Origin of the sequence: Aestuariimicrobium sp. p3-SID1156, from assembly GCF_025144225.1 — a bacterium.
Classification (GTDB): Bacteria; Actinomycetota; Actinomycetes; order Propionibacteriales; family Propionibacteriaceae; genus Aestuariimicrobium.
In genome coordinates, this window is sequence record NZ_JALXXB010000002.1 from 308,295 (window position 1) to 322,127 (window position 13,833).

Consider the following 13,833-nt stretch of genomic DNA (forward strand, 5'->3'; position numbering starts at 1 on the left):
GCGAAAGCTGCAGCCCATGGTGACGGCTGGCACACTTGAGACACGTGACGATTTCCCCTCCCAGCACCCGGATGCCTGTGATTGAGACGCCGCCAGCCCAGCCCGCGCCGCAGCGCGTGGACCTGCGCAAGTACGCCTGGCTGTCGATCGTGGCGGCACTGCTGACCATTGCCCTGAAGGTCGGAGCGTGGTGGATCACCGGATCCGTGGGCCTGCTTTCCGATGCGGCCGAGTCGATCGTCAACCTGGTCGCCGCGATCGTGGCGCTGGTCGCGCTCACCGTCGCGGCGCGGCCACCCGACAAGAACCACCACTTCGGCCACTCGAAGGCGGAGTACTTCTCGGCGGCGACCGAGGGCCTGATGATCTTCCTGGCGGCCTCAGTGATCCTGGTCACCGCGACGCTTCGCTTCCTGAACCCGCAGCCGCTGGAGGAGCTGGGCATCGGCTTGCTGATCTCAGTGGCCGCGTCGGTGCTGAACGGCGTGGTGGGTGTGGCACTGCTCCGAGCCGGTCGCCAGCACCGTTCGCTGACCCTTACCGCCGATGGCAGGCATCTGCTGACCGATGTCTGGACCAGCGTGGGCGTCATCGTCGGCGTGGGGCTGGTGTGGCTGACCTCGTGGGATCGGTTGGACTCCCTGGTGGCCTTCGCCGTGGGCCTGAACATCCTGTTCACCGGCTGGAAGTTGATCACCGAGTCAACCGCCGGCCTGATGGACGTCTCGCTGCCCAAGGCCGACAACGACCTGCTGCGTGCCCGGTTGGGTGAGCTGAGCTCCGACGACGTCATCTTCCACGCCTTCCGCACCCGGGAGTCGGGCTCGCGCCAGTTCATGGAGGTGCACATGCTGGTGCCCGGTGACTGGTCGGTGAAGAAGGGCCATGACCTCAGTGAGGACGTTGCCGACGCCATGCGCGAGATCATCCCCGAGCTGCGGGTGCTGGTCCACCTCGAGCCCATCGAGGACCCGCGCAGCTATGAGGACATGGACCTCTGATGCGAGGTCGATGACAACAGCACGGGACGCCCCGATGTGGGCGTCCCGTGCTGTTGTGGTCTGTTCGACCGGTGTGGTGGGCTACTCGACCGGGCGCAACGGGCCGCCGGGGCGGGTGATCAGCGTGGTCGCCAGGGCAGCCTCGGTCGGGTACTGGACGCGGTAGCGCTCGAGCCAGTCGGTGCTGAACTCGTCGGCGTCCGAGGCGGGCACCAGCGCCCAGACGCTGCCTCCGAAGCCGGCCCCGAACGAGCAGGACGCGAACGCACCGGCGCGGCGGGCCTGGTCTGCGAGGTAGTCGGTCTGCGGCACCTGATTGCCCAGGGTGGCGGACGCCTGGGTCTGGGACTCATCGACGACTCGTCCGAAGGTCGCCAGGTCTCCGGCCAGGAGGGCGTCCCCGGCCTGGGGGATCAGGCGCTCGGACTCGACCAGGAAATGGGCCAGGCGCCTCTGAAGGTAGTCCTCGCCCTGGACCAGCTGGGCAGCACGCTCGGGGGCGTCCTCGCTGGAACGCAGCGCTGCCGCGAGGGAGATCGCCTGCTCGACGCTGGGCTGGGCGTTCCAACGGGCCAGGATCTCCCGGACGCCAAGGGAGGCGCGGTTGTAGAGCTCCCGGGCCCGACCGGTCTTCTCGGCGGCGACCCCGCTGACCGCGACCACGAGGGAGAGGTCGTCGGGGAAGGGGATCGTTCGCTCGTGGACGATCGGGGTGAAACCGTACTGGACCAGCGCGTTGGGGTGGCCGCAGAGCATCGCGGTGTGGTCCTCCGAACCACCGAAGGTACCCACCCCCCTCTCTCCCGCGAGTCTCCCGAAGCTCATTCCGTTCTCGAAGCAGGCCAGATACCCGGCCAGGTCCTCGGGGCAGTGGATGTGCTCCTTCCACAGGGGGTGGTCGACAAAGCCGTTGTACTCGGCCAGCGCGACACCGACGGAGACGATCAGGGCCGAGGAACTGCTCATCCCGCTGGCCAGCGGCAGGTCGGAATCGATGACGACCTCGGCGGGTTCGAGCGGGCCGAAGTTGCTGGTGAGTCGGTCGGCGACGGCCTGAAGGTAGTTGCCCCAGTGGCCCGCCGCCAGCCCGTTGGACTTCCCCGGGATGATGGTCAGGTCCCCGGGCAGGGCGGAGGTGCGTGCCACCAGGCGAGGGCCGGTGCTGCGGGCGGCATCCCCGGGGAGGGGACGTACATGCGCCGTGACGCCCCGGTCGACGGCGGCCAGGAGGGAGCGCCCGCCTGCATAGTCGGTGTGCTTGCCGAGGACCTCGATGCGTCCGGGCGAGAACCACGCGTTCGGGGTGTGCGCGTCGGAGGGAGGGGGAGCGGAGCCGCTCACAGGACCACGTCCTTGCCCTGCAGGCGCTCGGCAACCCCGGAGATGTCGTTGCGGTTGGACAGGTCGAGGACGGGGGCCTTCACCGGCACCACCGTCACCGGCTCGCCGGCCGCGACGGCATCGCGCACGGCGTCCACCAGCTCGTACTCGCCACGGGCCGACAGGCCGACGGTGCCACATGCCTCGACGATCGCGGGGGTGAGGAGCCAGCAGTTCATCGACAGCAGGGCGTCCTCGCCGAGGAAGGCCGCCATCTCGGGGCTGGGCTTCTCGATGATCTCGCGCAGGTTGCCCTCGGGATCGGACTGCAGCAGGGCGAAAGCAGCGATGCGATCCGCGGCTATGTTGGACCCCTCCACCATGGCGTAGCGATCGAAACCGAGGGTGGCGGCTCCGGGCGCCTGGGCGAGTTGGGCCACGGCCTCGGCGGGGTAGTGGTTGTCGGAGTTGATCACCAGCACCCGGTCCTCGCCGGCGAACTCGTGCGCCGCGTATACGGCGTTGGCGGTGCCGAGGGGCTCGTCCTGGATGGCGTAGCTGATGGTGACGCGGGTGGTGTCGAGGCCGTCGTAGTAGTCCCGAATGATCTGGTGCTCAGGACCGATCACCAGGCAAACCTCGTCGTAGCCGGCGTCGGCGAGCTCTCCGAGGACATGGTCGAGGAAGGGACGACCGACCGAGATCATCGCCTTCACACCGGCCTCTGCGGCAGCCTGCTGGTCGGCGTCGAGGTGGAGGCCCTCAGCCTCCTTCCGCATCCGGGTTCCGAGGCCGCGGGCCATGATCACCGCGCGATGGGGGGCCGAATAGGTCATGGTGGTGATCCTAGGGCTGGCGATGGGCGTGGACACGGCGGGGACCCGGGCAAGCCTGCATCGGGCGGGGAGGGGGCGGGTCAGCGCTCGAACTGGGGGTCGTCCAGCTCTACGCGGCGCTCGGCGTCCAGAAGGCCCTCATCCCCCTCCTCGTGGAGCTTTTCGGCCTCCTCGATCAGTTCCTCGTCTGCCTCGTCGGCGAAGTCGGTCTGGTGGGGGTAGACGTGCTTCTCGGGTTCGATCCAGTCCTTGTGCTCCCCCGGCGCTATCCACTCGCGTTTCTCGCCATCATCCTCGGGGGAGTTCTGACGGATCTGATCGGTGTCGGCGGCTGGGTTCTGGGCGTCGGGATTCTGGGGGAACTCGCTATTCGGGTGGTCCTCGAAGCTACGGTCGCGGGCCCCGGTGTCGCCGTGCGGGGTGTCGGCGTGCGGGGTGTCGGCGTGCGGGGTGTCGGCGTGCGGGGTGTCGGGGACGTTGGTGGTGTCCTCCTCATTGCCGCCGGCGACGTGAGCGTCGACCTGCTGCTCCGGATCGGCGGCGGCCGCCGTGGCGCCAGAGCGCGGGGCGTCCTGCTCGGGGTCGATGCCCGCGACGTGGTCGTCCACGGTCTCGGCGGGCTCCTGGGTGGCGTCTTCTGCTCCGGGCTCGTTCAACTCGGCCTCCTGTGGATGCTGGGTGGTCGACATCTTCTCTGGTTCGTCCTCCGTGCCGTAGTAGGCCTGGAGGTTGTCCTCCTCGGCGACGGTCATCGGCGCCTCCGGGTCGAGCTTGGGCGCATCCTTGATGACCGCGGCGGGGAAGGCCACGTGCAGCTTCTCCTCCTCCAGGCGGGCATCGACGAGGGGCACGAAGCTCTCCTTCAGGCCGAACAGCCCTGTCCGCACGGTCACCCAACTCGGCTCGCCAGTCTCCTCGTCCAGGAACACCTGGCCGACCCCACCAACCTTCTCGCCCTCGCTGTCGAAGACGGTGGCGTCGTAGTAGTCGTCAAGGCTGTTCTCGCTCATGGAAGAGACGGTACAGCTGCCCTGCACGCGTTTGCTCGACTTGTAGGCATCTGCCGTCGACATATCGGGAGCGAGGGCATGTCGGGCGGGCAAACGTGGGGTGGGCAGGGTCACTGCGGCGAGCAAACGCGAGAAGAAGGGGAGCCCTCAGGACTGGCGGACCGCCTGCTTGACCAGTCCCACCAGCGGGGGACGCACGCTCAGTTCCGTCACACCCATCTCCACCAGGGTGGCGGTCATGTCCGTGCGGCTGGCGAGGTCACCACACACCGCCACGGGGACGCCCGGGAGCTGCTCGCAGGTCATCCGCATCAGCGCCAGCACAGCCTCCGAATCCGACCTGGCGAGGTGTGAGACGGCACCATTGGTCCGGTCAGAGGCAGTCGTGTACTGGGTGAGGTCGTTGGTGCCGATGCTGACGAAGTCGGTCAGACCCTCGAAGTCCCCGGCCCTCAGGGCAGCGGCCGGAACCTCGACCATCATCCCGATCGGGAACGGCTCGCAACCGACCTCGTCGATGATCTCCAGGGCCACTGACCGTGCCCACCCCATCTCCTCGGGCTCGGTCACCATGGGAAACATCACGCGGACGGGATACTGCCTGGCCACCATCGCAATGCCGCGCAGCTGTTCGCGGAAGAACTCGGGCACGCGGCGCATCGTCCGCAGGCCGCGCTCGCCCAGGAAGGGGTTCAGCTCCTGTTCCTGGGGGAGGTAGGGCAGCGGCTTGTCCCCACCCACATCCCAGGTTCGGATCGTGATCGGCCCGCCGCCAAAGGCGGCAGCGACCCGGCCCAGCACCTCAGCCTGCTCCGCCGCCGACGGCGCGTGGCTCCAGTCCCCGAAGAGCAGCTCGGTGCGCACCAGCCCTGACCCGTCGGCGCCACCCGCCGCGCCGCGCTCCGCGTCCTCCAGCGAACCGACATTCGCCTCGACCATGATCAACTGTCCATTGGCCGTGTGCACACGCTCGTGGGCGCGCTCGGCCGCCTCACGATCAGCGGTCGCCCGCTCCCGGGCCCGCTCGGTGATCATGGTCAACGTCTGCTCATCGGGGGACGCCCAGAGTTCGCCGCTCACCGGGTCCAGTGCGACGGTCTCACCCTCGCTCCACTCGGCAGCCTCCTCACGTCCCGTGAGCACCGGAATGCCACGGCCGGTGGCGATGATCACGCCATGTCCGGTGGAGCCGCCCGTCGTCGTGACCACAGCCACACAAGTCGCCGGATCCAGTGCGGCAGCCGTCACCGCGTCGAGCTCGGGCGCCACCAGGATGTGTTCTGACTCGGGCGCACGCGCCTCAGGTTGGCCCACCAAACCGGCCAACAGCTGCCGGCGCAGGCTGCGGAGGTCCTGGGCGCGTTCGGCCTGGTAGGAGTCGGGCAGGGCTGCGAGCTCGTCGGCAACCCGTGTGAAGACGGTGTCCACGGCCTCGACAGCGCTCGCGCCCCCGTCGAGGGCAGCGTTCAGCTGTCCGCCCAGCTCAGGATCACTCAGCATCGTCGCCTGCATCCGCACGACGTCGTCCGTCGACATGAAGAGCTGCATCATCACCGCGTTGGTCACGTCGTCCAGGCGGGCAGCCTCGTCATCCGCGGGAACGTATCCCGACACGTCGACATCCAGACCGGTGATGTGGACTGTGCCCACCACGACCTGCGTGCCGGTTCTGGGCAGGGGACTCATCAGCCCCGGGCCGCCGGTGGCATCCGCCACGACCGGGGCTGGGCCGGTTACGGCAGTCTCGACCTCCCCGAAGTTCTCGTCAGCCAGCCTCTGCAGTGCCTGGCGGGCCATCTCGGCGTCCGAGCCGGAGATCAGCGCCCGCAGTACCTGCCCCCGCCGCAACCCGAGGGTGGCCAGCTTCGACAGGCTGCTCCCGTTGACCGGCCCCGCGCCGGTGGACTGGTTGCTGACCTGTACCTCCGCGTCCAGCCCCCGCAGCGCACTGACGAAGGCCGCAGCGGGGCGCGCGTGGAGTCCGTGGGCACCGGTGAGGGTGGTTTCCCACACCAACGCTCCATCTCGGGGGATCCCTCCAGGGGGCGCCCCATCTGGAGCGCCATCGCCCGTGACCATCTCGTCGCGGGACTCGTGATCTGCTGCCGGAGCGGCAGCAGAGGGGGAGGGAGCCAACTGGGCCTGCTTGGCCTCGGCACCTGCCGCTGCCTCGCGCGCCACCGCGGCCAGGGGAGCGCCAGAGGCCGCCGTCACGACTGCCGCCACCACGCCCTCGACCAGCGGTGCCGGGCTCAGCAGCACACGCTCGGCGACCTCGGGGTCCAGGAACTCCAACGCCATCTCCGCACTCAAGATCGCGCTGCCCAGGTCCAACAGCACCAGCACCCCCTCGGCCGAATCGACCTCGGTGATCGCCTCGGAGATCGCCATGGCATCGGTGCCGAAGGCGGTGCCGTCCTCGACCCCGGCCGCCACCGCGATGGGCGGCGACTCCGGGGTCATCTCACGGGCGAGCGCGACGGCCGCCTCCGCGAGCGGACGGCTGTGGGAGACGACGACGATGCCGATCACGGTGGCATCCGACTCAGGAGAGCGTGCGCGCCGCGCTCTGCAGCAGCAGCGTGACGCTGGTGGCACCGGGGTCGGCGACACCACGTGAACGCTCCCCGAGGTAGGAGGCGCGTCCCTTGGTTGCCAGCATGTCGACAGTCCCATCGCGACCCTGCTCGGCAGCAGAGACAGCGGACGCCAGCGCGTCGGCGACCGAGGCGTCCTGTGCCGCAGCTTCGCGAAGCGCCGCCACGGCAGGCGCGAGGGCGTCGATCATGGTCTTCTCGCCATCGGCGGCCTTGCCGCGGGCGCGAACGCCCTCCAGCCCGGCCGCGAAGGCGCTACCCAGCGCCTTCGCGGTGAGCTCACCGTCCTCACCGATGGACCCTGCGAACCGCAGGAAGAAGGTGCCATAGAGCGGTCCGGAGGCGCCGCCGACAGTGCTGACCAGGGTCATCCCGGCCTTCTTCAGCAGTGCAGCGGCATCAGGGAACTCGGCCGGGTCGAGGGCTGCGACGGCAGCCATCCCGCGATCCATGTTCGAACCGTGGTCGGAGTCACCGATCTGACGATCAAGGTCGGTGAGCACCTCCCGGTTCTCGTGGATGGTCTCGGCGTAGTCCTTCAACCAGGCGGCAGCCGTGCTGGTGTCGAGCATTCCTCAGGCCCCCCAGCGCAGTCCGGCGGTGACGACGGGCGCATCCCACAGGCGCAGGATCTCCTCATCGGCCTTGAGGACGGTCAGCGAGCAGCCGGCCATCTCCAGCGAGGTGATGTAGTCGCCGACCAGCGAGCGGGCGACCTCGACCCCGGCATCGGTGAGCAACCGCTCCACCTCGCCGTACACGAGGTAGAGCTCGAGCAGCGGGGTGCCGCCCATGCCGTTGAGCATGACGATGGCGGGGGAATCGGTGAAGTCGAGGTCGGAGAGCACGGCCTCCACCAGCTGGGCGGCCACCTCGCGGGCCGATCCCATCGGGACGCGGGCGCGCCCGGGCTCGCCGTGGATGCCGATGCCCATTTCCATCTCGTCCTCGCCCAGCTCGAAGCTCGGCTTGCCGGCAGCCGGAACGGTGCAGGGTGTGAGTGCCATGCCCATCGAGCGACCCTGGCCGTTGACCTTCTTCGCCAGCGCCAGACAGGCGTCGAGGTCCTGGCCCTCCTCGGCGGCGGCGCCGACGATCTTCTCCAGCAGCACAGTGGTTCCCACTCCGCGGCGGCCGGCGGTGTAGAGGGAGTCCTTCACCGCGACGTCGTCGTCGACCACGATGGATTCCACGCGGATGCCGTCAGCCATCTCCGCGGCCATGTCGAAGTTCATGACGTCGCCGGTGTAGTTCTTCACGATGTGCAGTACCCCGGCGCCACCATCGACCGCCTGGGTCGCGGCCAACATCTGGTCGGGAACGGGGGAGGTGAAGACCTCTCCGGCGCAAGCAGCGTCCAGCATGCCCAGGCCGACGTAACCTCCGTGCATCGGCTCGTGTCCGGAACCTCCGCCGGAGATGAGGCCGACCTTGCCCTTGCGAGGGGCATCCTTGCGCAGGATCACGCGGTTCTCGTGGTCAACGCGAACCACGTCACCGTGGGCGGCCGCCATGCCCACGAGGGCCTCGGCCACGACATCGCCAGCATCATTGATGAGCTTCTTCATGCCCACCAAGATAGACCCGGGCGGCGACAAAAGCGTCCTTCCCGGCGACCGAAGTCAGAACGCTCAGTACTGCTGCATCTCCGGCTTCCAGATGCGCCACAGCTTTTCCGCGACCCCCGGTGCGCAGACCATCATTCCGCCCCCGCTGGGGAACAGGTTGTCGTCACCGTCCTCGTTGAGGACACGTGCTCCGGCCTCGTGGGCAATCAGGACGCCGGCAAGGTGGTCGATGGGGTGGAAGTGGTGCACGAGGCCGCCGGCTGCGTCCCCGGAGGCCACCCGAGCCATCGTCAGCGTCCCCGAACCCATCACCCGGCTCGTACAGAACGACTCGCCCAGGCGTTCCATGAACTCGACCTGGCCATCCCAGAACTCATGTGCAGCCAGCTCGGTGAGAAAGACCTTGCCTTCCAGCGACGTCACGCCTCCCAGCTCCAGGGGGCGCCCATTGAGGGTGGCGCCCAGACCGCGTGCGGCCAGGTAGACCTCCTCGGTCCATGGCTGCGCGACGACGGCCACGACCGGCTGGCCGTCAATGGCCAGGGCCAGACTCATCGAGGTCCAGGGCAGGGTGTTGGCCAGGTTCGTGGTGCCATCCACTGGGTCCAGGTACCAGGTCGGACGTCCCTCGACGGCCTCGCCGCCGAACTCCTCACCGACGACGACGTGGTCGGGGAACTCGGCCGCGATCACGGCGCGGACATGCTCCTCGACGGCCTTGTCCACCGCAGTGACCACGTCGGCGCCGTGGGCCTTGCTCTCGATGTCCCCCAGTCGCGCGGTGCGGGTGTAGTGGATGGCCCAGTCGGCCAGGTCCCGAGCCACCCACAGCCAGCGGCCCAGGTCCTCTCCCAGCCCGAGCCTCGCCGCCAGCTGCGCGGGGTCGGCCCAGGCCATCGCCAGGGGGGAGTAGCCCTTGGTGGCCAGGGCGTGCAGGAGCCGGGGACGGTCGGTGGTGATGGCGTCCACCCCGGCGTCGATCGCCCAGCTCATCTCCTCGGCGGAGTTGACCGTCCAGGTCCCGACCTCGAAACCGGCTGCATGGACCTGCTCGATGAGGGAGGGGGTGAGCTGGCAGAACTCGATGTTGATTAGTCGGGCTCCCAGCTGGTGCCAGAGCGCGGCGTCGAACTCCCCGCCCTCGTGGCCACCCTGGATGATGGCCCGGTCGTCCAGCTCGCGGATGGCGCGGACGGCCTCGGTGGTCCCAGACCACTCGACCTGCAGGCGGGCATCCTTGACGGCGGGGTGGCGCCGGGCCTCCGTCCAGCCCGTAATGGCGTCCTGTTCGGTCACGGAGTCGATGACCAGCCGCGGGGGCGTCTCCTGCTCGGCGAGCAGGTCCAGCACCTGGGTGAGGGTGGGGATACGGGTACCCCGCCCGCCAGCGGTCCCCAGTCCCTGCAGGGACGCAGCAGTCTGGGCAGCCACCGGTTCTGCCCGGCCCCACAGCCGCAGGGTGGTCGGGTCGTGGATGACCATGCCCACGCCATCGGCGCTGGTCCGCACGTCGATCTCGATGCCGGTGGCCTGGGCCTCGACGGCGGCGGCGACGGCCGCGAGGGTGTTCTCGCGGGCAGCTTCGGAGTCGCCACGGTGGGCGATCACACGGACGGCGGTGGTGGGCTCGGGGACCCCGGCGTTGGCAGACACGGCCTCACCCTACCGGCGCAGGGCTACTTGACCAGTTGCGGCATGTCCTCGGTGACCCGACCACGCACCAGACGCAGCCAGGGGGCTCGCTTGTGGGGGTCGAAGCGCACGCTCAGTTGATCGTGGCGCATCACCCAACCGGTCACCAGGAAGAAGGTGATCGCGACAGGGATCGAGGGCGCCAGCACCGTCCACCGCGGTCCGGCGACGTCACCCAGCCACCCCACGATCGGCGAGACGATGGGCGTCCCACCGAGAAGGACCGCACCCCAGACGCTCATCACGCGTCCTCGCATCTCGGGGCTCACCGAGGTCTGGACCAGGGCGTTCGCCGTGATCAGGGTGGTGACGGCGAAGTACCCGATCGGGACCAGCATGACCGCAAACAGCCAGTAGCTGGGGCTCGCGGCGGACAGGATCATCAGCACACTGAAGCCCAGCATGGCGCCCAGCACGTAGCGGATCCGGGGCGTCCGGCGGGCGGTTCTGAGGGCTGCGGTGAGCGCACCGATGCCCATCCAGGAACCAAGCATCCCGTACTCACCGGCTCCCTTGCCGAAGGCCTCGGTCGCCATCACCGCATTGGAGATGGCGAAGTTGAAGCCGAAGGAGCCCATGATCAACGCGATGACCAGCAGGACCACCAGGTCCGAGCGGCGACGGATGTAGCGGATCCCCTGCACCACGCCTCCCTGGCCACGCTTGGCGCGGGCCACGTTCATCTGCTTCGTGTCCAGCGACAACAGGCAGACGATGAGGGCGATGAAAGTGACCACATTGACCGCCAGTACCGGACCGGTGTCGATCGCGGCGATGAGGAATCCGGCGACTCCGGGGCCCACCAGCCTGGCCATGTTGAACGAGGCCGAGTTCAGGCTGATGGCATTCGACAGCAACTCAGGGGGAACGAGTTCGGCGACCATCGACTGGCGGGCTGGGCCGTCGAAGGCGCTGGCGATGCCATCGAGCAACGCGAGGGCATAGACCTGCCACAGCTGCACATGCCCGGTCAGCACCAGCGTCGCCAGGGTCAGCGCCGAGGTCGCCAGCACGATTTGGGACCAGTTCATGATCGCCCGCTTGCTGAAGCGGTCGGCCACCGCACCGGCGGCAGGGGCGAGCAGCAGCGCGGGCAGGAAGTTGAGGCTGGTCACCCAGCCCAGCGCCCGGGCATTGCCATGGGTCAGGTCCACCAGCACCAGCCAGCTGGCGGCGGTGCGGGCCATCCACTGGCCGATGTTGGAGGCGGTGACGCCGATGAAGTAGGTGCGGTAGTTGGGGACGGAGAGACTGGCGAAGGTGGAGCTCATTCGTGGACCAGACGGTTCATCAGGACGGTCGCCTCGACCAGGAGGGCGCGTTCCTCATCACTGAATTCGCGAAGCCGTTCAGTCATCCAGTTGTCACGAGTGGTGCGGATCTCCTCCAGCACGTCGAATCCCTTGTCGGTGAGAGTCAGGATCTGTTTGCGGCGATCGGTCGTCGAGATCTCGCGGGTCAGCATCCCGGCTTCCTCGAGCTCCCCGATCGTGCGCGACATGCTGGGCGCGCTGACCAGTTCGGCCTGGGCGAGTTCGGACGCGGTGCGCGGCTGCGCGGCGAGCTTGGCCATCACGGTCACGAAGTGCGGGGGAACTTCGGAGGCCTCGTGGCGCACCTTGCGGGAGATGCGCATGCAGGCGGCACGCAGGTCGTGGCCGAGGTTCTCGATCGAGGGCGGCTGGTCGGGGACGTCACGGATGATGATGGCGCGGCGGGTCACGAGACTCCTGGATCGAGGCAGGGTGAGAGGTTAACGCGGCTAAGCATATCGGCTCAGCCCACGGCGTTGACCGCTTGCCCCACCAGCAGGCCCAGGCCCATCACCAACTCGGCCCTGCCAGTGGACGCCAGGGCCGCGATCAGGTCGCGTCCCCTCGCCCCCGAGGTCACCACGCGCACCGCGGCGACCACCATCGGCACCATGGCCAGCCCGGACAACAGCCACCAGCTGGTGAGCCCGGCCACCAGTGGCACCGAGACCAGGGCGATGACCATGAGCAGCACGAACCAGGTCCGCGTCCCTCGATCACCCAGACGGGTGGCCAGGGTGTGTTTTCCCGACTCGCGGTCGGAGGGGATGTCGCGCAGGTTGTTGACCACCAGCAGGGCGCTGGCGACGGCCCCAATGCCCACGGCCGCAACCCCGGCAGCCCCGCTGGGTGCACCGGACAGGATGAAGTGGGTGCCCAGCACCGCCACCAGGCCGAAGAAGACGAAGACGAACAGCTCCCCCAGGCCGGCGTAGCCATAGGGTCGGGAACCGCCGGTGTAGTACCAGCCGGCCAGGATGCAGGCCACACCGACCGCGATCATCCACCAGTGCCCGGTCATCACCACGATGACCAGACCGGCCAGCGCGGCAAGACCGAAGCAGGCGAAGGCTGCGAGCTTCACGCTTCGGGGATCGGCCGCCTTCGACCCGACCAGTCGCATCGGCCCGACGCGATCGTCGTCGGTGCCGCGGATCCCGTCGGAATAGTCATTGGCGTAGTTCACGCCCACCTGGAGTGCGAGCGCGACGATCGCGGCGAGCAGGGCAAGGACGATGTGCCGAACTGACAGGCTGCCCACGGCGTGCCAGGCGGTGGCGGTACCCGCCATCACGGGGGCGGCAGCGGCCGGCAATGTGCGCGGGCGCGCCCCTTCGATCCACTCCGACAGCGTGGCCACGATCCTCCTCGGGGCTCAGTCCTGCGCCAGCTGCGCGATGGCCCGCCGATCGATCTTGCCAGACTCGGTTCGGGGCAGGCGAACCATGCCGATCACCTGCCGGGGCAAGGCCGGACGCCCCAAGCCAGCAGCGGCGAGGGTTTCGCGCCAGGGCAGCGGGTCGAGTGCCTCGTCGCGGCCGGTCTCGAGGGCCAGTACGACGCGGGTGCCCCATTCCTCATCCGGGACGCCCACGACGGCGGCTGGGTGGTCGAGTTCTTCGCTGGTGACCCGCTGGACCTCGGCCAGGTCCACGTTCACCCCGCCGCTGATGACCACGTCGTCGACCCGCCCCAGGATGTGCAGCCTGCCCTCATGCCACTGGCCACGATCCCGGGTGAGGAGGTGGCCCTGCTGCAGGGACTCGGCGGTCTGCTCCGGGTCCAGCCGGTAGCCGCTGAACAGGGTGGGGCCCCCGATCCGCACCCGACCGGTGATGGGCTCGAGGTCAACGTCGACCCCGTCCAGAGGAATGCCGTCATAGACGCATCCCCCGCAGGTCTCGCTCATGCCATAGGTGGTGACGACGGTGAGACCCCTCTCACGGGCGCGTTCGAGCAGGTGGCGGCCAGCCGGCGCCCCACCCAGCAGCACGGCGTCGAAGCCGGCCAGGCGCTCAGTCAGGTCCGGGTCCTCCAGCACCCGGTGGAGCTGGGTCGGCACCAGCGAGACAGCCCGGGGTTCCACCAGCCCCGCCGGGGGCAGGTCATGCAGGTCGGAGGAGACCGACACCGGCTCGGTACCGGCCTCGAAGGCCCGCGCCAGCGTCATCAACCCCGCCACATAGTGCAGCGGCAGGGGCGAATACCAGCGCATCGGCGCCCCCAGACGCTCCCGGGTGGCGCGGGCGGAGGCCAGCAGCGAACTCGCCGGCAACATCACGCCCTTGGGCGTCCCGGTGGAGCCGGAGGTGAGCACCACGATCGCGGCGTCGGCCTCGAGCGCGACCCCGGGGCGCATGGCGTTGGCGTCCTCGATCCGCTGCACCGGCATGAGTGCGTATTCCCCGGCCAGGGCGCCGGGAAGCAGCGTCCAGAGCTCATCGGGGCGACAGGGACGAAGCAGCACCCGTCCACCGTACTGCGGCCAACCGCGAC

The 13,833-nt window shown here is 69.0% G+C and carries 12 protein-coding genes and 1 pseudogene; 1 reads left to right on the forward strand and 12 read right to left on the reverse strand.

Features of this window, described 5'->3' with window-relative positions; genetic code table 11:
- The first annotated feature begins 71 nt into the window (after positions 1 to 71).
- Positions 72 to 1,001 carry a cation diffusion facilitator family transporter gene (locus M3G03_RS04180; protein ID WP_259808598.1) on the forward strand — a complete coding sequence of 310 codons (930 nt, stop codon included), beginning with the start codon at positions 72 to 74 and terminating at the stop codon, positions 999 to 1,001.
- Positions 1,002 to 1,082: 81 nt separating this feature from the next.
- On the opposite strand, the gene M3G03_RS04185 is transcribed toward M3G03_RS04180, so the two are convergent.
- From M3G03_RS04185 to M3G03_RS04235, 12 genes and pseudogenes are all read right to left on the reverse strand, one after another.
- Entirely contained in the window at positions 1,083 to 2,342 is a 1,260-nt protein-coding gene (locus M3G03_RS04185) for a galactokinase family protein (protein WP_259808324.1), read from the reverse strand.
- Entirely contained in the window at positions 2,339 to 3,157 is an 819-nt protein-coding gene (locus M3G03_RS04190; protein ID WP_259808325.1) for a sugar phosphate nucleotidyltransferase, read from the reverse strand. Before M3G03_RS04190 ends, M3G03_RS04185 begins: the two co-directional genes overlap by 4 nt.
- Before the next feature lie 80 nt (positions 3,158 to 3,237).
- Entirely contained in the window at positions 3,238 to 4,167 is a 930-nt protein-coding gene (locus M3G03_RS04195) for a PRC-barrel domain-containing protein (RefSeq protein WP_259808327.1), read from the reverse strand.
- A gap of 147 nt (positions 4,168 to 4,314) precedes the next feature.
- Entirely contained in the window at positions 4,315 to 6,246 is a 1,932-nt protein-coding gene (locus M3G03_RS04200) for a putative PEP-binding protein (RefSeq protein WP_311197486.1), read from the reverse strand.
- A gap of 51 nt (positions 6,247 to 6,297) precedes the next feature.
- Positions 6,298 to 6,699 (reverse strand): annotated as a pseudogene (gene dhaM / locus M3G03_RS12840) (dihydroxyacetone kinase phosphoryl donor subunit DhaM); the annotation flags it as partial.
- Positions 6,700 to 6,712: 13 nt separating this feature from the next.
- The gene (dhaL, locus tag M3G03_RS04205) at positions 6,713 to 7,336 is read right to left on the reverse strand and encodes a dihydroxyacetone kinase subunit DhaL (RefSeq protein WP_259808331.1); all 624 of its coding nucleotides are present in this window, start codon (positions 7,334 to 7,336) and stop codon (positions 6,713 to 6,715) included.
- A gap of 3 nt (positions 7,337 to 7,339) precedes the next feature.
- Positions 7,340 to 8,332 (reverse strand): dihydroxyacetone kinase subunit DhaK, encoded by a 993-nt coding sequence (dhaK, locus tag M3G03_RS04210; RefSeq protein ID WP_259808333.1) that lies wholly within the window; start codon positions 8,330 to 8,332, stop codon positions 7,340 to 7,342.
- A gap of 63 nt (positions 8,333 to 8,395) precedes the next feature.
- Positions 8,396 to 9,985 (reverse strand): inositol monophosphatase family protein, encoded by a 1,590-nt coding sequence (locus tag M3G03_RS04215; protein ID WP_259808335.1) that lies wholly within the window; start codon positions 9,983 to 9,985, stop codon positions 8,396 to 8,398.
- Positions 9,986 to 10,008: 23 nt separating this feature from the next.
- Positions 10,009 to 11,295 carry an MFS transporter gene (locus M3G03_RS04220; protein WP_259808337.1) on the reverse strand — a complete coding sequence of 429 codons (1,287 nt, stop codon included), beginning with the start codon at positions 11,293 to 11,295 and terminating at the stop codon, positions 10,009 to 10,011.
- Positions 11,292 to 11,747, reverse strand: coding sequence for a MarR family winged helix-turn-helix transcriptional regulator (locus tag M3G03_RS04225; protein ID WP_259808339.1), 456 nt, complete (start codon positions 11,745 to 11,747; stop codon positions 11,292 to 11,294). Before M3G03_RS04225 ends, M3G03_RS04220 begins: the two co-directional genes overlap by 4 nt.
- 53 nt (positions 11,748 to 11,800) lie before the next feature.
- A complete protein-coding gene (locus M3G03_RS04230; protein ID WP_259808341.1) occupies positions 11,801 to 12,697 on the reverse strand; it encodes a 1,4-dihydroxy-2-naphthoate polyprenyltransferase in 897 nt (298 codons plus the stop codon).
- A 15-nt stretch (positions 12,698 to 12,712) separates the two neighbouring features.
- Positions 12,713 to 13,804 (reverse strand): AMP-binding protein, encoded by a 1,092-nt coding sequence (locus M3G03_RS04235; protein ID WP_259808342.1) that lies wholly within the window; start codon positions 13,802 to 13,804, stop codon positions 12,713 to 12,715.
- Positions 13,805 to 13,833 lie beyond the last annotated feature (29 nt).